The 25,539-nt window shown below is 57.1% G+C and carries 21 protein-coding genes, 1 tRNA gene and 1 pseudogene; 12 read left to right on the top strand and 11 right to left on the bottom strand.

Going from position 1 to position 25,539, the window contains the following annotated elements:
• Together HDF14_RS08725 and HDF14_RS08720 are read right to left on the bottom strand one after the other, a co-directional pair.
• Window positions 1-689 (bottom strand): annotated as a pseudogene (locus HDF14_RS08725) (glycoside hydrolase); the annotation flags it as partial.
• Window positions 690-1,542: 853 nt separating this feature from the next.
• Complete coding sequence (locus tag HDF14_RS08720; protein ID WP_183975512.1) at window positions 1,543-3,732, bottom strand: immunoglobulin domain-containing protein; 2,190 nt, start codon at window positions 3,730-3,732, stop codon at window positions 1,543-1,545.
• 676 nt (window positions 3,733-4,408) lie between these two features.
• On the opposite strand from HDF14_RS08720, the gene HDF14_RS27505 reads away from it, so the two are divergent.
• The 3 genes from HDF14_RS27505 (at window position 4,409) to HDF14_RS08705 (ending at window position 7,400) form a co-directional block, all read left to right on the top strand.
• Window positions 4,409-4,798, top strand: a complete 390-nt coding sequence (locus HDF14_RS27505; protein WP_406707205.1) for a tyrosine-type recombinase/integrase — start codon at window positions 4,409-4,411, stop codon at window positions 4,796-4,798.
• A 1,021-nt stretch (window positions 4,799-5,819) separates the two neighbouring features.
• Window positions 5,820-6,017, top strand: a complete 198-nt coding sequence (locus HDF14_RS08710; RefSeq protein ID WP_183975510.1) for a DNA-directed RNA polymerase subunit omega — start codon at window positions 5,820-5,822, stop codon at window positions 6,015-6,017.
• A gap of 165 nt (window positions 6,018-6,182) precedes the next feature.
• Complete coding sequence (locus HDF14_RS08705) at window positions 6,183-7,400, top strand: hypothetical protein (protein WP_183975508.1); 1,218 nt, start codon at window positions 6,183-6,185, stop codon at window positions 7,398-7,400.
• A 129-nt stretch (window positions 7,401-7,529) separates the two neighbouring features.
• Here HDF14_RS08705 and HDF14_RS08700 read toward each other — a convergent pair whose 3' ends face one another.
• Window positions 7,530-8,126 carry a hypothetical protein gene (locus tag HDF14_RS08700; protein ID WP_183975506.1) on the bottom strand — a complete coding sequence of 199 codons (597 nt, stop codon included), beginning with the start codon at window positions 8,124-8,126 and terminating at the stop codon, window positions 7,530-7,532.
• Window positions 8,127-8,313: 187 nt separating this feature from the next.
• Between HDF14_RS08700 and HDF14_RS08695 the strand changes: the two genes are divergently transcribed.
• Window positions 8,314-8,390 (top strand) — tRNA-Arg (locus tag HDF14_RS08695).
• 69 nt (window positions 8,391-8,459) lie between these two features.
• On the opposite strand, the gene HDF14_RS08690 is transcribed toward HDF14_RS08695, so the two are convergent.
• From HDF14_RS08690 to HDF14_RS26015, 3 genes are all read right to left on the bottom strand, one after another.
• Window positions 8,460-8,840, bottom strand: a complete 381-nt coding sequence (locus HDF14_RS08690; RefSeq protein ID WP_183975504.1) for a hypothetical protein — start codon at window positions 8,838-8,840, stop codon at window positions 8,460-8,462.
• 110 nt (window positions 8,841-8,950) lie between these two features.
• Window positions 8,951-9,673, bottom strand: coding sequence for a GNAT family N-acetyltransferase (locus HDF14_RS08685; protein WP_183975502.1), 723 nt, complete (start codon window positions 9,671-9,673; stop codon window positions 8,951-8,953).
• Window positions 9,674-9,723: 50 nt separating this feature from the next.
• Window positions 9,724-10,311, bottom strand: a complete 588-nt coding sequence (locus tag HDF14_RS26015; protein WP_221304600.1) for a hypothetical protein — start codon at window positions 10,309-10,311, stop codon at window positions 9,724-9,726.
• 197 nt (window positions 10,312-10,508) lie between these two features.
• Here HDF14_RS26015 and HDF14_RS08675 point away from each other — a divergent pair, with 197 nt between their 5' ends.
• From HDF14_RS08675 to HDF14_RS08660, 4 genes are read left to right on the top strand one after another with little or no spacing between them, the layout of a single operon-like run.
• Window positions 10,509-11,783 carry a Fe-S-containing protein gene (locus tag HDF14_RS08675; RefSeq protein WP_183975500.1) on the top strand — a complete coding sequence of 425 codons (1,275 nt, stop codon included), beginning with the start codon at window positions 10,509-10,511 and terminating at the stop codon, window positions 11,781-11,783.
• Complete coding sequence (locus HDF14_RS08670; protein ID WP_183975498.1) at window positions 11,783-13,087, top strand: ABC transporter permease; 1,305 nt, start codon at window positions 11,783-11,785, stop codon at window positions 13,085-13,087. Before HDF14_RS08675 ends, HDF14_RS08670 begins: the two co-directional genes overlap by 1 nt.
• On the top strand, window positions 13,087-14,190 hold the full coding sequence (locus HDF14_RS08665; RefSeq protein WP_183975496.1) for an ABC transporter permease: 1,104 nt from the start codon (window positions 13,087-13,089) through the stop codon (window positions 14,188-14,190). The genes HDF14_RS08670 and HDF14_RS08665 overlap by 1 nt, the downstream gene beginning before the upstream one ends.
• A 13-nt stretch (window positions 14,191-14,203) precedes the next feature.
• Complete coding sequence (locus HDF14_RS08660) at window positions 14,204-14,962, top strand: ABC transporter ATP-binding protein (RefSeq protein ID WP_313899524.1); 759 nt, start codon at window positions 14,204-14,206, stop codon at window positions 14,960-14,962.
• Window positions 14,963-15,249: 287 nt separating this feature from the next.
• On the opposite strand, the gene HDF14_RS08655 is transcribed toward HDF14_RS08660, so the two are convergent.
• The 3 genes from HDF14_RS08655 to HDF14_RS08645 form a co-directional block, all read right to left on the bottom strand.
• Window positions 15,250-16,107 carry an NAD(+)/NADH kinase gene (locus HDF14_RS08655; RefSeq protein ID WP_183975494.1) on the bottom strand — a complete coding sequence of 286 codons (858 nt, stop codon included), beginning with the start codon at window positions 16,105-16,107 and terminating at the stop codon, window positions 15,250-15,252.
• A gap of 581 nt (window positions 16,108-16,688) precedes the next feature.
• Complete coding sequence (locus HDF14_RS08650; protein WP_183975492.1) at window positions 16,689-16,988, bottom strand: hypothetical protein; 300 nt, start codon at window positions 16,986-16,988, stop codon at window positions 16,689-16,691.
• Window positions 16,989-17,057: 69 nt separating this feature from the next.
• Window positions 17,058-17,597, bottom strand: a complete 540-nt coding sequence (locus tag HDF14_RS08645; RefSeq protein ID WP_183975490.1) for a hypothetical protein — start codon at window positions 17,595-17,597, stop codon at window positions 17,058-17,060.
• A 198-nt stretch (window positions 17,598-17,795) separates the two neighbouring features.
• Between HDF14_RS08645 and HDF14_RS08640 the strand changes: the two genes are divergently transcribed.
• Window positions 17,796-20,042 (top strand): AsmA family protein, encoded by a 2,247-nt coding sequence (locus HDF14_RS08640; protein ID WP_183975488.1) that lies wholly within the window; start codon window positions 17,796-17,798, stop codon window positions 20,040-20,042.
• Window positions 20,043-20,147: 105 nt separating this feature from the next.
• On the opposite strand, the gene HDF14_RS08635 is transcribed toward HDF14_RS08640, so the two are convergent.
• Entirely contained in the window at window positions 20,148-20,942 is a 795-nt protein-coding gene (locus HDF14_RS08635; RefSeq protein ID WP_183975486.1) for a TlyA family RNA methyltransferase, read from the bottom strand.
• 233 nt (window positions 20,943-21,175) lie between these two features.
• Here HDF14_RS08635 and HDF14_RS08630 point away from each other — a divergent pair, with 233 nt between their 5' ends.
• Together HDF14_RS08630 and HDF14_RS08625 are read left to right on the top strand one after the other, a co-directional pair.
• A complete protein-coding gene (locus tag HDF14_RS08630; protein ID WP_183975484.1) occupies window positions 21,176-21,742 on the top strand; it encodes an RNA polymerase sigma factor in 567 nt (188 codons plus the stop codon).
• Window positions 21,739-22,629 carry an anti-sigma factor gene (locus HDF14_RS08625; protein ID WP_183975482.1) on the top strand — a complete coding sequence of 297 codons (891 nt, stop codon included), beginning with the start codon at window positions 21,739-21,741 and terminating at the stop codon, window positions 22,627-22,629. Before HDF14_RS08630 ends, HDF14_RS08625 begins: the two co-directional genes overlap by 4 nt.
• A gap of 351 nt (window positions 22,630-22,980) precedes the next feature.
• Here the strand turns inward: HDF14_RS08625 and HDF14_RS08620 are convergent, their stop codons facing one another.
• Window positions 22,981-24,579, bottom strand: coding sequence for a YncE family protein (locus HDF14_RS08620; protein ID WP_260698120.1), 1,599 nt, complete (start codon window positions 24,577-24,579; stop codon window positions 22,981-22,983).
• A 76-nt stretch (window positions 24,580-24,655) separates the two neighbouring features.
• Between HDF14_RS08620 and HDF14_RS08615 the strand changes: the two genes are divergently transcribed.
• Window positions 24,656-25,504: a DUF92 domain-containing protein gene (locus HDF14_RS08615; protein ID WP_183975480.1), complete on the top strand. Its 849-nt coding sequence runs from the start codon at window positions 24,656-24,658 to the stop codon at window positions 25,502-25,504.
• The last annotated feature ends 35 nt before the right edge of the window (window positions 25,505-25,539 follow it).

Below are 25,539 nucleotides of genomic sequence, written 5' to 3'. Positions count from 1 at the left end.
AGTGGCTGCACGTCGCTGTCTTCGACCACGGCCGGGGCGGCACGGAGATACGAACCGAGGACGAAGGAGTTCCCGGTGGCGGAGTCGATTCCGTGTGTTCCCCATGAGCAACAGAGCGTTGCGTCGCCCTCGGTGTAGTAAGTGGTGTTATGTGTCACGGCAACGACGAGCTTGCCATCCTGTTTGGGAAGCTGCTTGAAAAGCTCTCGCTGGAGAAACTCGATGTCGACAACCGCGAAAGAGCCGCCGTTGCTTTTCGAGGTAATGATGTAGCCGTAGCCGACGGGAACAGTGATCTTGATCGGTTTTATCTTGGGTTCTCCTAGCAGCGTGTGCCATCCATCGGCTTTGGGGAAGGTGGAGCGCAACATTGCGTCGGCATACTGAGTGGTGTTACCGGCTGCGAAAGCGAACTTGGAGAAGATGGGGGAGCGGAGGACGGGCGATACGTCAGAGGCTGCGTCCATGACGAAAGGCTTTCCTGCCAAGTGTTTCGCGTCGAAGGAGAGCGCGATGGGAACGAGCACGGTAGGGATGGTGGTGGCCCTTCCCTGACCTGGGTCGCGGCCTGAGAGAGTGTAGGAACTCTGGCCTACGGAGTGCTCGAAGGTTGGCACGGTGCCTTGCGCGTGCGCCGGTTGGAGCGACAGGTCAAAGAGAAAGAGCAGGCAAATCGATTTAATTCGCATATCCAGAGTCACAGCCTCAGATAAGGGACGAAAATGTGTGCAACAAGCTTCTTTCACGCAAGGCCCGATTAGCAATAGGGGTGTGCCATCCACAGGGACGTCGCTTGATTTCTTTCGCAGAGAGTGGTCGGGACGCAGGAGAACTTTCGCACCCAGGACCGTTTCACTCGACCGCAATCGAAAAATACATTTCTAAAAGTCGTCTTATCGCAATTTCGAGCTGCGGGCTGCCCTCCGAGAGTGAACTTGCCGCAAACCTCGTCTCCCGGGATGTTCACTCGGCCAATTTTGAGGAACCTGCTAAAGGATTCTCGAAGATCGTCAGCCGGGTTGAGTGAACGATAGGTAAATGGCCGGGTTTCTGTCCCGGCGTTATATCCGATTCGTCGTAACGACCGTTGCGAATCCTGTATGCACCCGGTTTTGAAAGGTCATAGATCACGCCAACTTTAATCCCGCCACATAAAGCTTACCGAGGTTTCTCCGTATACGAACAGCCCCCTTGGGGCCGGCAGGAGCCTGCTTGAGCTTCTCAGGGGTCTGGGCGGCGACACAAGAGGGTCGAGCACGGCCAGGCCGGGAGCAAGGACGTCCGTGAGCCATACTTGGAGACGAGCAGGAACAGAGCTGCGGTGGTGGCAACCACTGTGTAGGTGAGAAGTCCGGCGCTCTTGCGACGAACTTCGCGCTCGAGCCTGAATTGCTTAAGTCCCTACCCCTCTGTCCCGAAGATCACCATGACGACATTCCAGTCAGAACGCCGGACGGCAACGTTTGGTACAAAATGAGGCACACGAGATATTGGTTGCGCTGGTGAATGGCTCACCCGCCATCTTTGGATTCCCCTCGTCCGCTAGTTTGACGGTGCGGTGACTGTGGCCGAGACGTTGCTGATGACTGCCTGTTCGAAGTTGTCGCCGGTAGATGCGGTGAAGTAGAGGTAGGCGACGGGAGGAACGTTGACGCTGCCGGAAAAAAGCTGCAGCCCATCCATCGTGACAGTCATCATTCCCTGCACGATTGAGACGACATAGTTATGCGACACCGTGGCTGCGGCGGTGGCGAGTGGAGGGACATTTGTATTGACGATGAAGTACGGATTTTCCCATTGACTGACCTCTCCTCTACCTACTGCGACGTAAGGAACAGGTGGATCGTTGAGATCATGATAGTCATCGAAGGCGACCACGACTCCGGGAATTCCCTCAGCTCCCAGCCCGCCTCCGTCCATTCCGACACTGGTGGTCGTTGCTCCGCGAGAGGGGTCGGCCAAGGTCATGGTGTAGCCGTCTGCTGGAGTCGGGCTCGAATTACTGGTCGTGAAAGTGAAACTGACTTGAAGGTTGCCGGTAGAGATGAGGTTAGGCCAAACGATCTGACCGCTTTGAAAGGTCGTAGCCGCGGTAAGTTGAACGGTGCAGGAAGCGGAAGGTGGTAGCGCACTGCCATTCGGGAGCCAACCGGAGCAAAGGCTGCCGATAGCTGGAAGAGCTCCAACGAAGAGTGAAGCTGGACTGCTGGTTACAGAAGCAGAAGATCCGTTACTGACGACCACATGAAAGACCGAGCCAGAATCGGTGGTTGCCGTCGAAGGCTGGGTATAGGTCGCACTCGTTGCCCCTGAGATCGCGGAGAAGCTGGAGGTTCCGGGCGCGGCCTCGAACCACTGATACGTCAGAGGGAGGGCAGAAGTAGCCGTTACCGAGAACGTAGCCGATCCTCCGGCGCTGACGTATGCGGTTACCGGCTGCTTCGTGATCTGGATTCCATTACCAATCACAAGGATGGCGATTGGAGAGGTGGCCTGCCCGTAACTGTTCGATACGATGACGTAGTAGGCATCGTGGTCGTTGGTGGCGGTAGTATCTGCAGCCAGCACAGTGTAAGCGGCCGCGGTTGCACCCGTAATCGCGGTGCCGGTGTTGCTTCCCGCCGGGATGCGATACCACTGGTAGGTGAGCGTAGGAGGTCCGACAGCGGTCACGGTCAATGTTGGGGTGCTGCCAATGGCTACGGTTTGGCTGACAGGTGGCGTGGTGATTGTGGGGGGCACATTGCCTGGAGTGACTGTGATGGTAGCGGAGGTGCTGGTAAGAATGGTCGCGCAGGCGTCCGTCACGCTGACGTAGTATTGCGAGCCGCTGGAACTAAGTCCCTCTACCGGGGTCGTATAGGTGCTCGAGGTGGCACCAGCGATCGCAACTCCAGTCGAACCGCCGGGAGCGATGAGGTACCACTGGTAGCTAAAGGGAGCGTCTCCCGCAGCCGCAACGGAGAATGTGGCGGTCTGGCCTTGTGCGATCGAAAGGCTTACAGGATTCGACGTAATAGACGTTCCCACCAGGACCGTGGCCGCTTGTGAGGTGACGCTGCCCGCAGCATTTGTAACCGTGACGGTGTAGCTGCCGGCATTGGTTGCAGTGGCGCTAGCGATGAAGTAGCTCGAGCTGGTGGCGCCGGCAATCGGCGATCCGTTAAAAGACCACTGGTAGGTACTTGCGTTGAGTGCTACTACGGATAGCGTTATCGAGGCACTGTTGCAAACATTCACGCTCGTCGGCTGCGTCGTAATCGCTGGCAAGCCAATCATTGTCGTGAGCGTGGCAGGATTGCTTTTGGTCGATCCAGCAGCATTGGATACAGTCACCGTGAACTGCGAATTATTGTCTGCGATCACCGTCGCAGCAGTGGTGTACGTGCTCGAAGTGGCTCCTGGGATCGCTGTCCCGTTGTCGAACCACTGATAAGTGAGCGGCACGGTTCCTGTGGCGGTAACGCTGAACGTCGCAGTTTGTCCCACAGTTACAGCCTGATTCGCGGGCTGCTTCGTGAGGGTGGGGCTTTGAGCAGAGTTGCTACTTCCTCCTCCTCCGCTGCAGGCTGTCATCACGAGCAGTACCAGGGTGGCGGTGAGAAGCTGGATGCATCCCGACCGGAGCATCACCAAGCGGCTTGATCGCCGCGCGCCGATCAAAATGCCGCGACGCCAAGTAAAAAGTGACGAAGCGAAAAGCGAGTTAAGAGATGCAGCTACTTTCAGCATCGGGCTCCTAAACAGGGTTGCGAAAATTTCAGTTCGGACCTATCACTGTGGCAGATGGCTCGACACATTCCGAAGGGGCCAGCGTTGCCGACCGGGCCCAACAATGAGCAAAAGGTGAATCTCCAGCAAAGACAGCCCTGAAGGACTTTGAGCTTAGTATACCTAGGCGTTAGACGAAACCCCGTTCCCGGAAAGTCTGGTTTTCGGCAACTAAGAATGGGGGCTGATACCCGTGATCGGATTGGCTGCACCGGAGAACGCCATCACCGACTCGCACGACACTTGTCCGGCTTGTGTACGGGAGGGCCCAGCCCCGGCGGCTCCGCCACAATTCTACAAGCTCCCTCAAAGTCCGGTTTGCGGCAACTTCGGATCTAAGTTTCCGATAACCCTCGTTTCGAGGAACCTCAATTCAGACTAAACGGAGAGTAAACAAAACGGGATGGAAACCGCTGAAACGGTCGTTTCAGTGAGTACGGGCGAAGCCTAGTGTCCGAAAAACCCGTTATCTCATCGAACGAATCAGCAGATAAGTTCTAATAAGCGACGCCTACAGGCAATGGTCGCTCGTCAGGCACGGGCTACAATCCTGACATCGTTGCTACATTGAGGTGCTGCCCGTGACGTTCATGCACTTTCTCGCTTCGTCGATTGCCGTTTCTGCGGTGGTACTCTCATGTCGTCCGGGGTTGGCACAAGAGTTGGCGACTGTTGCGCCAGCAGACGAAATTGCCGAGGCAGGATCTTTCGTAGGGTCACCAGGATGGGGCGAACATGGGGAGACTGCATGACGGAAAAGTCGATCTGGCACATTGTGAAGGATTGCGCGAAAAGAATCGGGATGCCTAAACTGGCCCCTCATGACCTGCGAGGGACGTGTGCTCGTCTGTGCCATGCTTCAGGAGGCGAACTGGAGCAGATCCAGTTCCTTCTGGGACATGTCTCGGTTCAAACGACCGAGCGATACCTTGGCTGCGAATTCGGTCAGCGGTCAATGATCGCATCGGAATCGAACCAAATCCCTGAATCGCGAGCAGGTCGAGTTTCTCGACGCTCAGTGTTTTGAGGCCGAGCGAGCTGGCTTTTTCCCGCAAAGCTGTCACTTGTGGCCAGGTCTGAACAGCTGCTATTACGTTGTGCCCTTTTTGCGCCAATCCCAGAGCGGTTCCTTCACCAAATCCTGAGCCTGCTCCCGTGATCAATATCTCCGACATATGAGTGATCTCCTTTCTTCTGGTTAGGCATTCAATACCGATTCACCGCTTTGAGCGACCGCATAATCTTGAGCCACCTTTCCCATGGCATTCTGCTTCGGTCGATCAACAAGGCTGCCCGCTTCGCCGGGGTCATTCCAAGGATTGCACTCTTCGATCCGTTAGTCCCACCCAAAAAAATGAGGGAAGGAATAGGGGAAAGCTAATAACCCTAGGTAGCGAAACCGCGCGATTTCGTTGGGTCTGGATATCATTCGTTTTTGTTGGATACTATTGAAAACAAAGGATAACCCGTGGCTTCGAACCAAAGGGTCGGGAGTTCGAATCTCTCCGGGCGCCATCAATATCAATAACTTAGATTGTCACGGCATAAGCGTTGCGGCGTCACTGTGGGGATTTCACTAGGCATGTCAGAGAAATCTGGCTATGACGCTTTCTTTCTCCAGCACAAGGGGAGATCTGAGGAATGGTCTGGATCTCTACATCTCTCGCTAAATCGTTGAACGAAACGGATAGAGTGGACCTGATATAGGTACTGAGATACGTGTAAGTCTGCCGACAAGCAGCACTTTGCACAACCAATACTTTGACGCGTGGCGGTGATTCCTATTGTTCGCCCAATAATTGGCAATTAGCGAACTCTCTTCGTCAGACGCGTCAAAGGGTGGCGATAGGCGTACAATAGAAATACTTCCGTCTAGCTAAAGTCATAAGCGTTTGTTGCGATCACAATCAATCGCCTTTGAGCCATTTTCGATCATCGCCTAATCTCGCTTCTCATCGACTAATCTCGCTTCTAAAGCGACGACAGCATCTCACCCGCGAACTCAGCAGAATTGATCCTGAACGCCGCAACGTAAGTGGAGGCTAATTGTGCGCTCAGAACTCATTTTTCGTGCCAGAGAAACCGTCGATAACAAATACAAGCTGTGTCAGACAGCCTCGAAGGCGACTCGCCGCCTTCATATCTCCGCCAAAAACACCACGGACACCATCAACGACGCCTTCTTGCGAATAGCTGGTGGTGATGACGCTTCCCTTTCGGCGAACCCTGTTCTTGCCTCCTCGTAGCAGATGGGTCGGAAGCGTTCATGTCTATATTTACGGGGACTGCAATTGGCGACATGACGCTCTAATTGAGAGCAGGGTTACCACCGTCGATCCGAGCCGAATGAGGACGAATGGAGCCGCATCTCCCGCTGTATGAGTGTAATATCGTCCCGTTCGCATGAATTTGTGAGTTCAGGAGTTGAGCCGTCAGGAGGAATTCTGGACGAAAGCGCCAATCTTGCTGCGCGCCCCTTCCTGCTTATGGAAGGTGGACCGTTATTTACCCTGCAGAAGCGCGTCGGGCTGATTAAAGATGGATCTCCCTACCTCAAACGAAGGGCCCTGGTAGCCGCGTTGGTCACGTGGTTGCCGCTTCTGATATTGGCTGGAATGCAAGGATTAGCCTTTGGGCACAACGTTCCTGTTCCGTTTCTTCGTGATTTCAGCACCTACTCACGCTTCCTCCTTGCCGTGCCTTTGCTCCTGTTGGCGGAAAACGTGCTGGGACCTCGCATCGCTGGGGCTGCTGCGCATTTCGTTACCTCGGGAGTAATAAAAGAGAAGGACTTTCAGCGATTTGATGCGCTCGTTGATCGCGGCCTGCGCTTGCGCGATTCCGTGGTTGCCGAGATCGTCATTCTGGCCCTTGCCTATACCCTTTCGTGGGTGTCTTTTAGATCGATGCCGAATCACGTCTCCACCTGGTATCGAAATATTGCTGAGACCGGCGGCACCCTGACATGGGCCGGTTATTGGTTAGTCGGATTCTGCATGCCTCTCTATCAATTTCTTGTTTTACGTTGGCTCTGGAGATTGTTCCTCTGGTTTCAGTTTCTAAGCCGAGTTTGCAAGCTGGATCTGCAACTCTTTCCTACCCATCCGGATGAGGCTGCAGGGTTAGGTTTTGTAGGCGAGGCACAACGATTCTTCGGAATGATCCTCTTTGCTTTTTCTCTGGGGAGCACGGGCGTGCTCGCTCGAGAGATCGTCTATGACCATATTCCCTTAGCCACATTCGCACCTACGATTGCTTCCTATGTAGTAATTGCTCTTCTTATCGTTATTGGACCACTTATGGTTTTTTCAGGAGTCTTGCTCAAGACAAAACGCGTTGGGCTCCATCAATACGGCGCGTTGGCAACTGCCTATACGGGCTCCTTTCACCAGAAGTGGATCGAACATAAAACTCCGGAGCAGGAACCGTTGCTGGGCAGCGCCGACATCCAGTCATTGGCAGACCTTGGCAACAGTTACGGTTACGTCGAAAAGATGAAGCCCCTCCCCGTCGATCCTCGAACCCTGTTGCACCTGGTGCTCGCGAGTCTGCTTCCGTTGACGCCTCTGCTGCTAACAGTCATGCCGCTGAAAGACATCTTGAAGTTACTTCTCAAAACGTTTGCATAGCTGGCGGAGCTTTAGCTCTGTACCGAGCGGCTTGAAGAGGAAATTCGCGCGCCAGATTTCTAGAGACTATTAGATAGACGAGGGTCCAGAAAATTGCCCGGCCCCTCGTTGACTTTGGATGTGGAAGGTTCAACAGCGATAGAAAGCGCCGCCTACCTCCCATTGATATTGAGAGACCAGGTCGAACCAGTCCAGCTGGTTTGTCTCGATATTTTGATGGAAGCGATGCTGCCTGTTCCAGCCGCAGACAAGCGCAAAGTCTTTATCGAGTGCCCAATGGTAGACGAGCCCGCCTGAGGAGTTTCGGAAGTAGATATTGTGATAGAGGTTGTAATCCTCCCGGCCAGGATCGAAGTCATGAGTCGCCCCCGGGAACGGGCGGCCATCCGGCGTGCGTGCCCCATCCGAGGTGATGAGGTATTCGAGAGACATCTCGATTGAGACAAGGCCCGTGTTTGGATTGGTCAGGCGGATGATAGTGACCGTTACGTTGATGAGGTCAGCGATCCGTCCGCTGCCGTCGTTCCAATGAATTTCGCCCTGATCGGGGCCGAAGGTTTTCATTGGTATCTGCATGTCGGCCTGGATTCCGCGGAGCTTGGTAAAAGCCTCCAGGGGACCGACATGAACCAGCTTAGGTTTTGACGTTGCGTGAAGTCGCAAGTCGCCAGGCCTGAGTTGCATACTCGGAGAAGAGGAGACAGCTTTTTCTTTTACAGATTTCATTTGATTACTCCTGCAATACCCTGTTTGCAGCAGATGGTGGCAGGATGGTTGCCTCTGTTACTGTGCCATTCTCAGGCTATGTAGACAGTGTTTGTCATGTCATAAACCTTGGTGCGGAGATTAGGGCGGCAGCTTGATAGAAGGGGGAAATTCCTATATCTTTAAAAGGTTGCAACCCACGCAATGTGCGCCCGTAGCTCAGTTGGATAGAGCATTTGGCTACGAACCAAAGGGTCGGAGGTTCGAATCCTTCCGGGCGCACCATTCAATCGCAAAAGCTCAGACTTGTAACGGATCGCAACCACTGACTCTTTCGTGGCGGGCTTCCTGTTCCTAGTCGAATCGCCGCATACGGATGAACTCTTCGCGGACGAGTACGACGATCAGCCCGAAGACAACGCCAAGTGTGTCTATCCGGATGTCGGATCGCTCGAGTGCGTTGGTGTAGACAATGTGCTCGACGTATTCCAAGAAAAATCCGAAGGACACGATAACAGCCGCCAGGGCGAATCGAACCCTCAATGAAGTTACGCTGCCGGCGAGCAGGAGGGTCACGATAAGAAAGGCCACCAGATGGCCCCAACGATGATAGTGCCCGCTTGTGTGCAACAGGAGCTTGTCGTGATTGGGCAGGAACGACAAGACGGCAAGCATCATCATCCAGATGCAACCCATGACAATGGCCACCGTGCGGCTCTTACGTTCTTCCGACATATTCTGATCGTCTCATTTGGCGGTGGTTCACGTCGACGGGATTTTCGACTCTATTTGCGGAGATCGAACTTCCGAATCGCGGAGGGACGGGCCCTCGAACTATTCAAAGTTTAGACGTCTCCGTTACCCAACCGGTATCGCCAGTCTTTGCGAGAGACGAGGTGGAGCGTGACTTTACGGACCTCAGTGAATCCCATCCGTCGATAGAGGTCGATGGCACGCTGATTGGTGGCGCTGACATGAAGCCAGGAGACGAGCCCTTCGCGACGATGGCTTCTCGCAAGATGCCAGATCAGATTTTCCGCATAGCCTTTGCCGCGGTGATCGGGGTGTGTACAGATGCCGCTGATTTCGGGATAGCCGTCGAGGGTGAGGCGCTCGCCGCCCATTGCGATCAGTTGCCCGTTGGAGCGAATGCCGAAGTAAGAACCCATCTCGCAGGTTTTGGCGCGGAAGAAGCCGGGAAATGCGAGGTCGGTGAGGGCCACCATCTCGGGTGCGTGGTCGCTGGAGAGCGGAAGGATTTCAATGGTTGGCGCTGGGGGTGCGATATCTGCAGGAAGAACCATCTGGAGACAGAGCAGGGTCTTTTCGAAGGTCAGTTCCGAGGCTTGGGGGTAGCTTTCTCCTATGATCCAGACGGATTCGCCGGGCGCGAGGAGAGAGTGAAGTTGGAGGAGGGCGTCTGCGCTCGGAGAAGCTACAGCCGCGAAGGGAGCGACGTCGGCAGGATAGCGGCAGGCGTCTCCAATAGTGTGAGCGAAGTGGCGATGTCTGGTGTGCAGGGCGCTCCACACTGGATTGGCAAAGAGGCTTTCTGGCAGGTCGGTCATTCTTTTAGAGGATACGTCGTGCCTGCCGTTCGGTTCGATAGCCCGGTGGTTTATTGGGAGTCGCCGGGCATGAGCGCGTAGGGGAGATCCTGGATCGTGACTTTCCCGTTGACGTAGTCGATGCGCCAGATGCGGTCGTATTGCTGCTCAGGCCAGGGCTTGTAGGGCGGAGTCGCACCGAGGGCGGTAGCGAGTTGGGGGATCTTGCCGTGATGCCAGACTACGAGTACTACTTTGCCCGCGTACTTGCCGCTGAGAAGAGTGGATGCCAGGGCGCGATAGTCATTGTCCTTAAAGCTGTCATCGATGGGCAGGTGGAGTGCGGCAGCAAGCGGGGTCACCGTCTGAATGGGCCGGTTGGAGTGTGGGCTCTCGCGGGTGGCGAAGAGGACTTGAGGCGTTGGCAGATCAGGTCTTGCGCCGGAGGCAAAGACTTTGGGCAGGAGACGAGCGCGTTCGAAGCCGATGGGCGATAGATCAATGCGGCCGTCGGTGAGCTTCTCTGCGTGGCGAATGAGAAGGATGGTGGCGGGCGGTGGCCCTGTTTGTGCGACCTTTCGGGAGCAACCTCCGATCAGACCAATCGGGAGGAGGAGAAGGAGGGGCCAGAGGAGACGAAACCGTGCGCGGGGAGACATCCCGCAAGGATAACCGGCGACATTTGTTACTGGGGTAAGAAAATTGCGGCGGATAATCGAGGCGCTTTGATTGACGACCAAATTAGTCCTCAATACACTAGATACTGGAACGAGGGGGCAGCTCCAACCTCGTAGAGAGGCGCTCGGGGTTGGCGGTTGCCGGCTTTCAGGAGTGCCGCCAGGAAGAGAAAGACGTTATGTTACAGGCATTTATCATCACGCTCCGCGAGGGGGTCGAGGCATCGCTGATCGTCGGCATTGTCTTCGCCTACCTGTCCAAGATCGGGCGGTCGGAGCTGAAGCGGACGGTCTTCTGGGCACTCGGAGCGGCGATTGCCGCGAGTGTGGCGGGAGCGGTGGTGATCGCCCGGAGCAACTTCAACACCGACGTATTTGAGGGCTGGGTGATGTTGGCGGCAGCGGTGTTCGTCATCAGCATGGTCTGGTTTATGCATAAGGCCGCACGCACAATGAAGGGGTCGATCGAGGAGAAGATTTCGCAATACACCGGCACGGCGGGGGTGTCGAAGGCTGGGCTGTTTTTCTTTGTGTTTCTGTTGGTACTTCGCGAGGGCGTTGAGACGGTGCTGATTCTGTCGGCGGTGACGCTGAACTCGACGGAGTTGCTGAGCTTCACCGGAACGTTGCTGGGGATTGCGGTCGCGGTTGTGTTTGGAGTGCTGTTTATTCGCGGCAGCGTAAAGATTAACCTGCAGCGTTTTTTTCGTGTCACGACAGTCATTCTTTACTTTGTGGCGTTTCAGCTGATTGTGAGTGGGCTGCATGAGCTGAGCGAGAATGGCGTGCTCCCGTCGAGCCCGACAGAGATGCGTTTGATCGGGCCGATTGTGCGTAATGATCTTTTCTTTTTCGTCACGATGCTGGCACTGGCCGGGTTGATGATGCTGATGGAGTACAGGCGGCGGTTGCCTGCGGTTCTGACCGCAAACGCTACTCCTGCGGATAAGCGACGGGCAGAGTGGACGCAGAGACGCGAGAAGATGTGGATGACAGCCGTGGTTGCGACGAGCTTTGTTTTCATCTTTCTGTCGACCGCGGAGTTTATCTACGCGAAGAGTTCTACTGCGCTTTCGCCGACAGCAGCGGTGACGCTGGTGGGTTCGCAGGTGACGGTGCCTACGGCTGATGTCAATGATGACAAGCTGCATCGCTATGGCGTGCATCTCGACGATGGCAAGGGCGGGAATGTGGAGATACGGTTTCTGCTGTTCAGGAAGCCGGATGGGAATATTGTTTCCGTTGCGGATGCGTGCCAGATCTGTGGGCCGGTTGGGTTTTATATCGGCGATCAGGGGATCACGTGCAAGATGTGCGCTTCGCCGCTGAATGCAAATTCGATGGGGACGAAGGGTGGATGTAATCCGATTCCGCTGAAGTCGACTGTGGGTGGTGGGCAGTTGGTGATTCAGGCGGAGGACCTGCGGGCGCTTGCGCCGGTGTTTGAACGGTAATGTTCTTTCGGCTGCTCATGGAGAGCTTTCGCAGACAGCGTCGGCGCAAGATGCTGGCGGGTGTGGCGATACTGCTTGGGACTACTGCTGTAACGGCGATGCTGGCGCTGGCTACTACGATTGGGGATCGGATTCATAAGGAGTTGGCGGTGTATGGAGCCAACATCGTTGTGTACCCGAAGGCCGATCTGCTGGATGTGAAGGTAGGCGGAGTGGATGTGAAGCCAGCGAGCGGTGGGGTTTATTTGAAGGAGTCTGATTTAGAGAAGTTGAAGACGATTTTTTGGGCTAACAATATTACGGGCGTTAGTCCAGAGCTGCCGCTGCAGCTTACGGCCACTCGACAAGAGGATGGTCGGCTGTTCCCCGCTAGGACCGTCGGATACTGGTTCGATCATGACTTCGGAACTTTGAAGACTGGAGCTCAGGCCTTGCACCCTTGGTGGCGGCTGCAAGGAACATGGCCGCTGGTACACAGTAGGGACGTCGTCGTCGGAGCAACTCTCGCGAAACAGATGGAACTAAAGATTGGTGACAGTTTTCGTTTGCAGGGCATGGCGGGCAATGCCGGCCAACCAATATCACTCACCGCAAACATAGTTGGCATTGTGACTACGGGCGATGGGACCGATAGCGAGATCCTTTTGTCGTTACAGGACGCGCAGCTTTTTGCTGGAGCGAACGACGCTGTGCGGCGTGTCGAAGTAAGTGCGCGGACGAAGCCAGAGGATGCGTTTGCGCGGGTCGATCCTGATTCCCTGCCGCCAAAGCAACGGGAGATTTGGTACTGCAGGCCTTATGCGAACTCGATTGCTTATCAGATTCGCGAAGCGATTCCTGGAGCGCAGGCGGAGCAGGTGCGGCGAGTAGAGCAGAGTGAAGGGAATGTGCTGAAGCGTATTAGCGGGCTGATGTGGCTGATCAGTGCGGCGGCGTTGTTGGCTGCGGGGTTTGCGGTGAGCGCTGCGATGGCAACGGCGATTCTTGAGCGACGTGGGGAGATTGGGTTGATGCGTTCGCTCGGCGCGAGTAAAGGCTCGATTGCCCTGTTGTTCTATGCGGAGGCTGGGTTGTTGGCGGTGCTTGCCGGGACGATGGGCTATCTGCTTGGCTCGGGGCTTGCAGCGTGGTTGGGCGCGAGGATCTTTGCGGGTGATGGTGGTGCTGCGGAGGCGGTGTTGATTCCGGTGTTGCTGCCGGTGGTGGTGGCGCTGGCGCTGGTGGTGGCGATTGCTGGAAGCACGCCGTCGATTCGTGCGGCTTTGCGGATGGAGCCTTCGGCGATTCTGCGAGCGGATGCGTAATGGCTAAGCTGAGCTTGTTCGGGATGTTGCGGCGGTCGCTGGTGCATCGCAGGGCGCGAAGTGTGTCGGCGCTGGTGGCGATGACAGTGTCGGCTGGTGTGGCGACGGCGCTGTTGACACTCTATGCCGATCTCGACGCGAAGTTGCATAAGGAATTTCGTAGCTTCGGCGCGAACGTGGTGATTACGGCTCCCGCTTTCGCGCGACTAAGTGGAGATGCTCTGGCAAAAGTGAGAGAGACGGCTGGTGCGGATGCGCTGGCGGCGGAGTTTGCGTACGCCGTGGCTACGACGGATACGGATACACCGGTGGTGGTGGCCGGTACGGATTTTGCTGCTGTGAGGCGGCTGGATTCATGGTGGCAGGTGGATGCTTGGCCTGAATCTGCGGCTGAGGATGTTGCGTTGCTTGGGCAGCGGGCGGCTCAGTTTGTGGGCAATGAGCACGCGGTTGCGCTTACTTATGCGGGACACTCCGTGACACTGCGTGGAGTGGGACGGATCAAGACTGGTGGCGATGAAGATAGTCGCATTTACATGCCGCTTGCTGCGTTTACGACGTGGACGGGCGTGGGACCGAGCGTGATTGAGTTGCAGGTGCCGGGTGGGGCGGCGAGCGTGGAGACCACGATGGCGCGGCTGCGGAAGGCTCTGCCGGAGATGCAGGTGCAGCCAGTGCGTCAGCTTGTTGAAGGCGAGTCGAAGATCGTGGATCGGACCCATGCACTAATGTATGGTGCGGTGCTGTTGATTGCGCTGACGGTGGCGGTGAGCGTGTTGGCGACGCTTTCAGCGAGTGTGCTGGAGCGACGGCGCGACTTTGCGTTGATGAAGGCGCTGGGTGGATCGCAGATGCAGTTGATGGGGATGTTTTTGCTTGAGGCGCTGGTGCTTGCGTTAGCGGGTGTGGCTGCGGGGTTTGTGGTGGGGTCTGCGGCGGCGTGGGCGATTAGTGAGGGGAATTTTCATACGGCGACGCTGCCGCATCTGTCAGTATTGCCGTTGGTGCTGCTGCTGAATGTGGCGATTGCTGCGATGGCGGCGCTGTTCCCTGCTCGTGTGCTGCGTGGGTTGCAGCCGGCTGCGCTGTTGAAGGGCGAGTGAGAGGATAGAGAGTGTGAGCGAAGCTAAGATACAGACCGGGCCGTTGGTCGATCCACATGGAGAGACTCGCGACGACTGCGCCGTGATTGCGTTGAAGAATGTGACGCGAGAGTACGCCGGGCATGGCAGTACGGTGCGGGCGCTGGCGGATGCTACGTTCTCGATTGTCGCGGGCGAGTGGGTTGCGATTACGGGGCCTTCGGGTTCGGGTAAGAGTACGCTGGTGAATTTGATTGGGTGTCTTGACCGGCCTACGGCGGGGCAGTTGAAGATCGATAACGTCGATGTGGCTTCGATGACGGCGACCGAACTGGATCGATTTCGTGCGGACAAGATTGGTTTTATCTTTCAGCAGTTTCATTTGATTCCTTATTTGTCGGCGATTGAAAACGTCATGCTGGCGCAGTATTTTCACTCGATGACGGATGAGGCTGAGGCGCGAGCGGCGCTGGTGCGGGTGGGTTTGGGGGAGCGGGTGTCGCATCTGCCGAGTGAGCTTTCGGGTGGAGAGCAGCAGAGAGTTTGTATTGCGCGGGCGCTGATTAATAATCCGCCGATTTTGCTGGCAGATGAGCCTACGGGGAATCTGGATGCGGCGAATCAGACGATTGTGGCGGAGTTGCTGCAGGATTTGCATAGGAATGGCCACACGATTGTGATGGTGACCCACGATCCGGAGATGGCGGGGTTGGCGCAGAGACGGATTGCGCTGAGTCATGGGAAGGTTTTTTGTCACCCTGTCGGTGGGCCGATGGTTACTTTGCGGAGATAATTTTGTTTTGTGGTGCGGGCGCGTTTTTGCTGGGGGTTTTGGCGAAAAGGTGTGTTTTGTTGTGGTGTTTTGGTGGTGTGGGTGTGGTGGATTGCGTGGCTGATGTGGTGTTTTGGCAATCAGTGTTTTGCCGGCTAAAAATGCGCCAGGTTTTTTTTATTTTTTGTCGCTTGCTTCGCTGCGCGGGTGTCCTGCCGGACGGGCCTCCTGCGCGGAGAGCGGTCACTTCGTGACTTGTGTACCTTTTCTTGCCAAGTGATTTGCTTTGGGCCTCCCGTTGGTCGGCTTTAGCGCTCGCCCCATTTGAGCTTCGAGCGGAGGACGCTGAAGAGCCCGTTGGGACGGTGACGGAGGAGACGGACGGCTGCGTCGGACCGTTGACAGCGGACGTGGTCCCCTAGCTTGAGCTGGACCGCCTCCTGGCCGTCTACGGTGAGGTAGATCTCGTTGGGGACTCCCACCACTTCTACGCTGACGACGGAGTCGCCGGGAACGACGATGGGGCGGATAGTGAGCAGGTGAGGACAGATAGGGGTGACCAGCATGGCGTTGACGCTGGGCATGACGATGGGGCCGTTGGCGGCGAGGTTATAGGCTGTGGAACCGGTGGGCGTAGAGACGATGATGCCATCGGCGCGGAAGGTGGCGACGGCCTGCTCATCGATCTCGACCGAGAAGTCGCCCATGCGGGCGATGGTTCCCTTGGCTACGACGACGTCGTTAAGGGCGTCCCACTGTTTGACAAGACGGCCGTCGCGGATGATCTCGGCGCGCATCATGCTTCGGACTTCGATCTCGGCACAGTTGTCGCACCAGGCTTCGAGGGTGGCGTAGAGCTCGGTGAGGGGGATCTCGGTGAGGAAGCCGAGAGAGCCGAGGTTGATGCTGAGGATAGGGGTGGTGGTGCGGGCGAAAGCTCGTGCTGCGGCCAGGAGAGTGCCGTCGCCGCCGAGGACGATGACGAGATTCGGCTTGTGTTTGGGGAGATCGACGCGTGGGATGGAATGGACGCCTGAGACGTAGGCTGCGCTGTCGGGATCGAGGAGGTAGTGATAGTGGCGGGCATCGAGCCACGCGATGAGGTCGCGGAGGATGCCGGCGAGTTCCGGCTTGAGCGGCTTGGAAATGATGGCGGCCTGGAGCATTGATCTCTAGTGTAACTGGATGATGGCAATGGTACGTAGAGGATCTGCGAGTGAGAGTCGGTCGGGTTTTTGGATGCCGGGCGTTGGGTGATGGTGGCGGTTAGTTTGCGAATGGGTGGACGTTGTACAGGTAGTATCCAATGAAACCAATACTTCTGAGGTAATACCCTGCGAGCGCCGACCAATACCGCTTTGGATCTTTGGTTCGATAAGATACATCGCCAAAGCGACCTGGGAGCTTTCCCGTGCACGTTCCAATCACAGCCATAGCCAACATCAGCATTCCGAAGATAATGCAAAGTCTGAGCGACTGAACGACGAAATATGCACCGAAGACTCTCCCTTTCCTTTCCGTCATTGTTACTGTAGCAACGAGTGTAGCCAACATGTGCCTGCTGCGACACACTACGCTTCAAAAGTTGGTGTAGAGGTGCCGTTTTACCTTACGATGTTGCGGCGTGTGACGGGGTAAAAGCAAAAACAAATACAGGGATCCTTCGCTCCGCTCAGGATGACGACTCTTTGTAGTTGACCTCCGTGCAGCTTATGTTTTGTTTTCCCTTTTGTCCTGGTGCACAGGCTTATGGCTTCTTTGGGAAGAGGAGAGCTATCTGGAGTCGCATTCCCCAGGAGGATGCGCCGGGAGGGTGGACGGCGTTGCCGTAGAAGTTTGCTGAGAGGTTGACTGGCTGCATCCCAAGGCGCATGACGCGACCGACTCCGCCGCCGAAGGGTATCGTCCATCGGCCGCCTGGGGTGGTGTCGTCTCCGTCTGCCGCATCGCCTTCGGCTCCGTTATGCCAGTTGGCTGTGACGATGGGGCCGCTGTTGATGTTCCAGCCTTTTTTCAGGTTGTAGGTGATGAAGTATTGCAGCGTCATTTGGTTGACGGAAGGGCGATGCGAGGAGCCGACTACGGAGAAGACGTTGTTGACGAGAAATCCTAAGGTTCAGTGTCCGGGTTGGATGAGAGCGACGACGGAGGGACCGAAGCTTAGTTTTCCCTGGCCGAGGGTGGTGCTGGTTGCGGTGGGAAAGACCATCGCTGGGCCCACGCCCCAGATGATCTTTCCGGGCTTGGCGGGAGAGAGGAAGAAGGTTGGGCTCATGTCTCCGATGCCGTACTCGCCGCCGGTGGCTTCAGCGGCGTACGGCTGCCAGACGATTGGCTGAATGATTCTGGAGATGAGCATCCAGTTTTCGCTGATGCGAGCGGGGATGATGGGTTGGATGTTGAGTATGTCCTGGGTGCGGTTATAGGGTCCCACGGCGAAGTTGGAGTTGTTCTGGATGGGAACGCTGATGAGGCTGGCTACGGGGTTTTGTGTGGCTTTGGCGAGAGCGTCGGCGTCGCTTGCGGAGGGTGCTGTGGCGGGGGCCGCAGCTTGCACCTTGGGCGCTGGGGTGACAGGTGCGTCCTGCGCGAAGAGGGTTGCGGCGGATAGCCCCAGTATTACTAACAAGACAGTGCGGTCGCTTCGTGTCGCCATGAGACGTAACCTCTAGCTCTGACGTTGAAGGTTCGCTGAGTGGTCCTCCATACGGGAAGTGCAAGTGTGGGGGTTAGGAACAGGATAATATCACTCGGCGGTGAAATCCCGGGCAGGAAAGTCCTTTCACGATTGGCCGTGCAACATCGAATTTATCGGTCGCATCACAATTAGATACGGTACGGACGAGGTGATGGCATGGGAAAACCGGTTCGGTTGGTCCTGATTGCGGTGGGTGCCATTCTGGCGCTGATCGTCCTTGCGGCAATTTGTGTGCCGCTGTTCCTCAACACGGATAGCTTCAAGGCAAAGATTGAGTCGACGCTGACAAAGTCGCTGGGGCGGAAGGTGACGATTGGGAAGGTAGACCTGTCGGTGCTGTCGGGTAGCCTGAAGGCGGAGAATACGGTGGTTGCGGACGATCCGCGATTCAGCACGCAGCCCTTCATACAGGCAGATACGTTGAAGATCGGGGTGGAGCTGTTTCCTTTGATCTTCAATAAACAGGTAATTATTCGGGGGTTCTCGATGGAGTCGCCGAAGATACAGCTGTTGCGTGCGGCGAATGGGACGTGGAACTACTCGACGATTGGGAACAATAGTCAGCAGACTGCTCAAAGCGACGAGACGAAGCAGGCGTTTCCTAATCTGTCTGTAGGCGAGGTGAATATTGAGAATGGGCGCATCACTGTGGCCGCCGGTCCGGGAACGAGCGGGGCTGCGAGTGCGACAAGCCGCGTTTATGAAAATTTGAATTTGAAGGTGAAGGATTTTGCGTTTACGAAGTCGTTTCCGTTTGAGGCTTCGGCTGGTTTGCCGGCGGGCGGGACGGTGGAGTTGAAGGGGTCGGCGGGGCCGATTAATCAGACGGATGCTTCGGCTACGCCTTTTTCGGGGCATCTTGAGATTAAGCATCTCGATCCGCTGGCAGCAGGATTTGTGGAAGCATCCGATGGCGTTACCGGGACGATCGACAACCTGGTGCTGGATGCGGCGTGGAGCGGCACGCAGATGCATGTGACGAAGCTGGTGGTGGATACTCCGAAGCTGACGCTGGTGCAGAGTAGTGGGCCGAAGCAGCCGAAACCGAAAGATCCGAATGCGGAGGGGGCGTCGATGTTGAATAGCCTCTCTGTGGATGATGCGCAGATAAAGAATGGAACGATTACGCTGGCGACGGCGGGGAAGCAAGGGACTGCGGTGTATAGCCAGGTGAATGCTCAGCTGACGAATCTGTCGCCGAAGAGTGCTTCACCGTTTAGCTTGAGTGGGCAGTTGCCGAATGGCGGGAGCGTGAGCGCGAGTGGAACCGCGGGTCCGTTCAACCAGGAGAACAATGCGAGCACTCCGTTGAATGCAACAGTGAGTCTGAAGCATGTCGAGATTGGCACGGCTGGATTTGTGCCTCCGGATGCGGGGATTAGTGGTGTGGCGGATGTGCAGGCGAAGATTCAGTCGAATGGTCAGGTGTTGAATGCGCAGGGAGCGGCGACGGTTGTTGGAATCAAGCTCGCGAAGGATGGTGTGCCTTCGGCTAAGCCGGTGCAGTTGCAGTTCACGCTGGCGCAGAATGAACAGGCGATGAGCGGGAATTTGCAGCAGGCGGTGATTACGATTGGCAGCGCAGTGATCAACGTTGCGGGAACGTATCAGTCGAGCGGGCCTACGACGGCACTGAATTTGAAGGTTGTCGGTAATGGTGTTTCGATCAATGAGCTGGAGGCGTTTTTACCTGCGTTGGGAGTGCATCTGCCGCAGGGTTCGCGACTGCAGGGAGGGACGCTGACGACGGATCTGGTGGTAACGGGCACGACGGCTACTCCAGTGATTAGTGGGCCGGTGAAGATTAATAATACGCAGCTTGCGGGGTTTGATCTGGGATCGAAGCTGCAGGCTCTTTCTTCGTTTACGGGAGGGCGGATTACTTCTGCAACTGGATCCGGCACAAATATCCGCTCGCTGAGTATGAATGTGCGTGAGGAGGGCGGAAATATTCGGACGGATAATATTGCGCTGGATGTAGCTGGAGTGGGGACGGCGACGGGCGCTGGGAGCGTGAGTGCTGGTGGCGCGCTGGCCTACAATGTGGTGTTGAAGCTGACTGGTTTGTCGGTTGGCGGAGGAGGGACACAGCAGGCTAGCTCCGGCGGCGGCGCGGCGGGGGCGATTGGTGCTCTCTCTGGATTTATTCCGGGTGGAGGTGCTGGTGGTGCAGGCGGTGCGGCGCTGGGAGGGATTGCTGGAGGGGTATTGAAGAATGGCATCCCTGTCGCCATTGGCGGGACTACGAGCAATCCTACGTTTAGCCCGAATGTGGCGGGGCTCGCGGGGGCGGTGGGAGCGAATGCGGCGAAGGGTCTGCTGGGTGGCGCGACGGGGCAGAAGAAGGGGAACGCTGCTGATCCTCTGAGCAATGCTTTGGGTGGTTTGCTTGGGAAGCACTAGATGTGCCAGATGTGCCCTATGCGGGCGGCGGTCACTTCGTGACTCGTATACCGGCTTCGCCCCGTGGCCTCCCGTTGGTCGGCGCAAATATGGCTGATCGGGACACTAGAGGAAGCGGGCGTAGAGGAGGTATTCGTGGTTGCCCTCCATGCCGAGGATCGGCGAGTCGATGAGGTCGATGCTGGTGCCGTGCTGCTCGAGGACGCAGTCACGGACGCGCTCGATTGCGGCTTGGCGGGCGTCGGGGTCGCGGACGATGCCGCCTTTGCCGATGTTGGCGCGACCGGCTTCGAACTGCGGCTTGACTAGGATGACGGTGGTGCCTTGCCACGGTTGAGTGGGAGTGCCGAGAGCCGCGAGGACGGCGGGGAGAACTAGCGTCGCGGAGATGAAGGAGACGTCCATTGCGATGAACGCTGGCGGGTGCTCGTTAGGTGTGAGGAGTTCGCCTGGAGTGAGGAGGCGGGCGTTGGTGCGCTCGCGGAGGGTGACGCGTGGGTCGTCGCGGAGCTTTTGGGCGATCTGGCCGTAGCCGGTGTCGACGGCTAAGACGGATAGTGCGCCGGATTGGAGCATGCAGTCGGTGAAGCCGCCTGTGGAGGCGCCGATGTCGACACAGGCGAGATTGGTGAGGTCGATGGCCCAGTGGGCGAGGGCGCGCTCGAGCTTGAGGCCGCCGCGGCTGACGTATTTGAGATCGGAGCCGAGGAGGCGGATGACGGCGTCGGAGAAGACGGGGGTGCCTGGTTTGTCAATACGCTGCTCGTCGACGAGAACGCGGCCGGCGAGGATGAGAGCTTGTGCGCGCTCGCGTGAGGCGGCGTGCCCTTGATCGACGAGAAGCTTGTCGATGCGGAGCTTTGGTGATTTGTTGCGTTGGGGTGGTGTGGGATTGCTCATGCGTTGGGATCTTTCATGGGTGTTGCTGAGTGCGAAGTTAGCGCGTTGCTTTATGAGAATGAGATTGCAATTTCGCCAGTGGAAGAAGATACCGACTGTGCTGTTTCTTCTTTTCGGGTAAAGTAGCTCTGGTGAATGTTTAGCAAAATCATTCTTTATGGTTACATGGGTTGCATGAGTCGACCTAAATAGTTAACGGTTTGAGCAATCTGCAACAGTAGTGGGTGCGTTTTATGTACAGAGAAACGGGACTCGTGAATTCACCACCGCCCTCGGGGCAGGACGATGCTGCCCTGCTTGCCCTTGTGCAGAGGGGGGACGAGTACGCGATGGCGGCGCTGTTCGACCGCTATTCAAAAATTGTGTACTCGGTCGCGCTAAGGGTCCTGAGAGATCCTGCGGCGGCGGAAGACGTCCTACAGGAAGTATTCATGCAGATCTGGCGTAATCCTGATGGGTTTGTAGCAACTCGCGGCAGCCTTGGCGGCTGGCTCGCGGTGGTATCGAGAAATCGGTCGATCGACGCGCTTCGTAGAAAGCGGCCGGCCGAGTCAGTGGACGATATTGCACTGGCTTCGAACTACAATCTTGCGGACGAAGCGGAACGAAACAGTTTGATGGAGAAGGCGCGGGAGGTCATTACGCTGCTGCCGGTGGAGCAGCGGAAGACGCTGGAGATGGCATTTTTCGATGGGTTGACGCACTCCGAGATTGCGGAGATGACGGGCGATCCACTAGGGACTGTTAAGACAAGAATCCGCAGCGCGCTGACCTCGCTGAGAAAGGCGTTCCCAGCATGAGCGAGCCACGGCGTATCACATCAGAAGATCTGGCGTTGTTTGCCATGCAGCTGCTTCCACCGGAAGAGATGGCAGAGGTTGCCGCCTATGTGGAGCAGTCCGAGGACGCACGGCGCGAGTTGGCGGAGATTCAAGGCGATCTTGCGGCGTATGCCCATACGGTGGATATGCAGTTGCCGCCTGCGCAGGCACGCGAGCGGTTGATGAAGCAAGTGGCGCGCGAGAAGAAGGCAGTTCCTATTGATCGACCTGTCGAGACTGCGGCTTCAACAGTTGCGAGTGAAGGCGTAGCTGCGACCGAAGGATTTGGACGCGGTGCTGGGAGCATCTACTCGAGCGAGGAGGAGCTGCCGAAGCGCGGATTTGCGGGCAAGGTACTGCCGTGGGTCGGCTGGGCGGTTGCTGCCGGTCTGTCTTTAGTTGCGGGCGATCTTTATAAGCAACGTGAGACACTGCGAAGCGCAGTCACCGAACAGGCAGGCAGGATCGATCAGCTAACTGCGGATGAGGCGGCGGCGCGGCAGGTTCTCGACGCGATGACAGACAGTACGGCGCAGCGAGTGACTCTGAACGTGAAGGGAGCGCCTCCGGCTGTTCCGCAGGGGAGAGCCACGTATGTTGCCAGCAAGGGAACGCTGATCTTTACGGCGACTAATCTGACTCCGTTGCAACCGTCGAAGACGTATGAGCTATGGCTGATTCCGGCCACGGGACAGAATCCGATTCCGGCGGGTACGTTCCGTCCGGATGCGCGTGGGAATGCCAGCGTGATTCTGCCGCCGCTGCCAAAGGGCGTGGAAGCGAAGGCTTTCGGCGTGACGGTAGAGGACGAAGGTGGCGCGACGACACCGACTCTGCCGATCATTCTGGTGGGAGCTGCCGGATAATGGACCGAACCTTTCCTTTTTTGCGGAAACGAAAAAGAGTAGTGAGTCAGTTTGCGATTTCATGAAAAAGCTCTTCATTTTTCTTGATGCGATCTCTGTTGCGGCCTGGCTCTTCCTGTTGGTTGGGGGACTGGTGCTATGCATAATGCATCCCAATCAAAAGTGGCACTTTACTATTCCCATGCTTGCCATCGCATACTTATTTTGGCTACAGTTGGGGTCTTTGCGTCGAAGACTAGCGAAACAAGAATATTCAAACTGAGCCACTACCCGAAAGAAGCCATCCTTTGCGGATGGCTTCTTTTTTTGACTGGTTTGTTGCGAGCTTGATGTTTTGTTCGAGTCTTTTGATTAGGGTTGCGTGATACGAACGGCGACGCCTGCACCCTGCAACGCGACGGTGGTGTCGATGGCGTCGATATCGGTGCGGATGATGGTCATGAAGTTGGAGTCCGGCGATACGACGTAGACCTTGCCGGTGGGAGTGCCGCTGGTGACGGCGATGTAGTTCGGATGACCGTTTTTGGCCGGTGTCGCTGCGTCGGTGCTGATGCTGAGGGGAAGTGGGATCGTAGCTGAGACCGTATTGGTGCTGAGGTTAATCACGGAGACGGAGCAAGTGGTGGTGGCGGCTGTGACTGCAGCGCCCGGTGCGGCGCAGGGCAGATTTGGATTGCCACTGTTGATGACGTAGGCGCGGCTGTTGCCAGTGTCTTGCAGGACACCTACCATGACGGGGTTTACACCGACAGGGACCGTCGCAACGACAGTGCCGAAGCCTATCGCGTCGACGGGATTGGTGAGATCGCAGTTAGGATTGCCGACCTGAGCGGTTGCCGAACAGAGTGGGATGCTGATCACGCTGAGCGATCCTGGATTGACGCCATCGCCTGCATTTGCGACGAGCAACTCATTGCGGACCGGGGCAAAGTCTGCCCAGAGCGGGTTGACAGTTGCGGGGTTCGTACATGCCGGGGCGACGCAGAGTGCGATCGGGTTGGTGGTGCCCGGGGGAGTTGTGGGAACGATATCGAGCGCGTTGGTTTGTACGTTAATCACCGAGACTGTGCCGTCACCCTGGTTGAGAATGAACGCGCGTTTGGCGTCGCCGCTCATGACGCCGTAGACGGGGTTCAGACCGACGGGAAGCGCAGTGGGATCGATGGTATTGCTTGAGGTTTCGATTGTGGAGACCTGACCGACGCAGCCGCTACCGACGGGCTTACTGATGGCATAGACGCGAGGCGCGGCAGGGATACCGACGGTGTAGACAGGAGTGAAGGGCGTCGAAGCCGGGCAGGGAGAGATGGGGGGAGCGGGATTCAGCTGTTGGCGCAGGGCGAGGGGAGTGCCGGTGAACTGGGAGATGACACCCTGGCCCGGGTGGATCGTGGGGTCGGTGACATAGGTGCTCAGAGTCGTGGGAAGGATCGCAACAGGATTGGCGCCGGGAAGCAGCGTGGTCTGGAGGATCTGACTGGTGAGCAGGGTGGTGTCGATGTCGAAGCTGGTGAAGGTGTGGTCGCTGTTGAGCGTGAAGCCGAGGCTGGCGTTGGAGGCGACCGTGGTGCCGCTGGTGGAGGTGGTAGTGCTGTTGCCACCATTGAGGATGAGGTAATAGGGATCCACGCCCACGTTAGCGGTGATCAGGATTGTGTCACCTGAGAAGTCGACGAAGGTCAGCAGGCCGGGGGTGGGATTGGCCGGGGTGCCGGTGCTGGAGATCGCTACGGCGAACTTTTGCGGCTGGGCGGCGGGGCCGACAGGGTTGATGGCGCTGACGACGGGGCGGTAGTTGTTGCCGCAACCGGTGATCAATCCCAGACCCGGTGCCAGAACGGCAAGGATCGCTGCGAGGCTGAGTTTAGACCGGAGGGCTCGAGGTCGAACCGGGTTCTGGTGTGGCCGCGACTGGGTGGTTGCTTTTGCTTCGATGGCTGCTAAGTGCAAAACTGCTCCCGCGTTGGTGCTGGTGTTGGCTATGCTCAAGGTTCGATTGTAAATCACGAAGAGACGTGAGGCCGGAATGGACGAGGAAATACAAGGGGGCGCGAGAGATACACACTGGGGGAAGGCGATTCCGCGGGCGCGGGACCGGATGCAGTCCCTGTGGCTGGTTGTGGTGGTGGTTCCTGCGCTGGTGTTGGCGGCGGTGGGGAGTTGTGTTGGTTTGGTGTTGTCGGCGCAGGGGGGGCTGCCTCGCTTCCCTGTTGCCTTCAGTGTGGCGTTTGCGGCTTTGGTGTGGGCGATGCGTTCGGCGACGCTACCTGCGGCTGGCGTGGGACTGCTGGTGTGCCTGACTCTGTCGCTGAGGGGTTCGGGTGTTTTTTTTGCGCGGCCGTCGCTGTCGGCTTTGATTGTTTTGTTTGTACTGACCTTTGGTGCGACCAGGTATGGGAGGAGGAAGAAAGAGGCGCGCGGGTTGGCGGAAGCGAGGAGCGGGCGGAGGGCTTCGCAGGTTGTGGCGAATCTTGGTGTGGCCGCGCTTTTTGCCGCGCTGGGATGGGACGGCGCATGTTTGGCGGCGCTGGCAGAGGCTACCGCGGATACTCTGTCGTCGGAGATTGGGCAGGCCTTGGGTGGAACGACGTGGTTGATCACGAAGTTTCGACGGGTGCCCGCGGGGAGAGACGGGGGCGTAAGTGTCGCCGGGACTCTGGCGGGTGTGGTGGGTGCGGGTTTGGTGGTGATGGTGGGATTGCCGGGTCTTGTGCGCTGGAGAGATGGTGTGGTGGTGTTTGTCTGTGCTTGTGCGGGGTTGGCGTTCGACAGTGTGCTGGGGGCGACGGTTGAGGAGCGAGGATGGCTGGGGAATGATCTGGTTAACTTTTGCTCAACGCTGTTTGCGGCGGGGTTGGCTCGGTTGTGGCTGTGATTTTCATGGGTTCATACGCTTCGACAAAGTGAAGA

The sequence above is a fragment of the Tunturiibacter gelidiferens genome (genome assembly GCF_014201335.1).
Classification (GTDB): domain Bacteria; phylum Acidobacteriota; class Terriglobia; order Terriglobales; family Acidobacteriaceae; genus Edaphobacter; species Edaphobacter lichenicola_E.
Note: the sequence above shows the minus strand (reverse complement) of the source record. Positions and strands in the feature narration are given on the sequence as shown.

Excerpts from the sequence above, each read along its gene's own strand:
- HDF14_RS08650 (WP_183975492.1), bottom strand. The coding sequence starts at position 16,988 with ATGACGCTGCAATACTTCATCACCTACAACCTGAAAAAAGGCTGGAAC.
- HDF14_RS08635 (WP_183975486.1), bottom strand. The coding sequence starts at position 20,942 with ATGAGCAATCCCACACCACCCCAACGCAACAAATCACCAAAGCTCCGC.
- HDF14_RS08665 (WP_183975496.1), top strand. The coding sequence starts at position 13,087 with ATGGCTAAGCTGAGCTTGTTCGGGATGTTGCGGCGGTCGCTGGTGCAT.
- HDF14_RS08700 (WP_183975506.1), bottom strand. The coding sequence starts at position 8,126 with ATGAAATCTGTAAAAGAAAAAGCTGTCTCCTCTTCTCCGAGTATGCAA.
- HDF14_RS08625 (WP_183975482.1), top strand. The coding sequence starts at position 21,739 with ATGAGCGAGCCACGGCGTATCACATCAGAAGATCTGGCGTTGTTTGCC.
- HDF14_RS08685 (WP_183975502.1), bottom strand. The coding sequence starts at position 9,673 with ATGACCGACCTGCCAGAAAGCCTCTTTGCCAATCCAGTGTGGAGCGCC.
- HDF14_RS08615 (WP_183975480.1), top strand. The coding sequence starts at position 24,656 with ATGGACGAGGAAATACAAGGGGGCGCGAGAGATACACACTGGGGGAAG.
- HDF14_RS27505 (WP_406707205.1), top strand. The coding sequence starts at position 4,409 with ATGTCGTCCGGGGTTGGCACAAGAGTTGGCGACTGTTGCGCCAGCAGA.
- HDF14_RS08670 (WP_183975498.1), top strand. The coding sequence starts at position 11,783 with ATGTTCTTTCGGCTGCTCATGGAGAGCTTTCGCAGACAGCGTCGGCGC.
- HDF14_RS08720 (WP_183975512.1), bottom strand. The coding sequence starts at position 3,732 with ATGCTGAAAGTAGCTGCATCTCTTAACTCGCTTTTCGCTTCGTCACTT.
- HDF14_RS08675 (WP_183975500.1), top strand. The coding sequence starts at position 10,509 with ATGTTACAGGCATTTATCATCACGCTCCGCGAGGGGGTCGAGGCATCG.
- HDF14_RS08640 (WP_183975488.1), top strand. The coding sequence starts at position 17,796 with ATGGGAAAACCGGTTCGGTTGGTCCTGATTGCGGTGGGTGCCATTCTG.
- HDF14_RS08645 (WP_183975490.1), bottom strand. The coding sequence starts at position 17,597 with ATGGCGACACGAAGCGACCGCACTGTCTTGTTAGTAATACTGGGGCTA.
- HDF14_RS08655 (WP_183975494.1), bottom strand. The coding sequence starts at position 16,107 with ATGCTCCAGGCCGCCATCATTTCCAAGCCGCTCAAGCCGGAACTCGCC.
- HDF14_RS08690 (WP_183975504.1), bottom strand. The coding sequence starts at position 8,840 with ATGTCGGAAGAACGTAAGAGCCGCACGGTGGCCATTGTCATGGGTTGC.
- HDF14_RS08630 (WP_183975484.1), top strand. The coding sequence starts at position 21,176 with ATGTACAGAGAAACGGGACTCGTGAATTCACCACCGCCCTCGGGGCAG.
- HDF14_RS26015 (WP_221304600.1), bottom strand. The coding sequence starts at position 10,311 with ATGTCTCCCCGCGCACGGTTTCGTCTCCTCTGGCCCCTCCTTCTCCTC.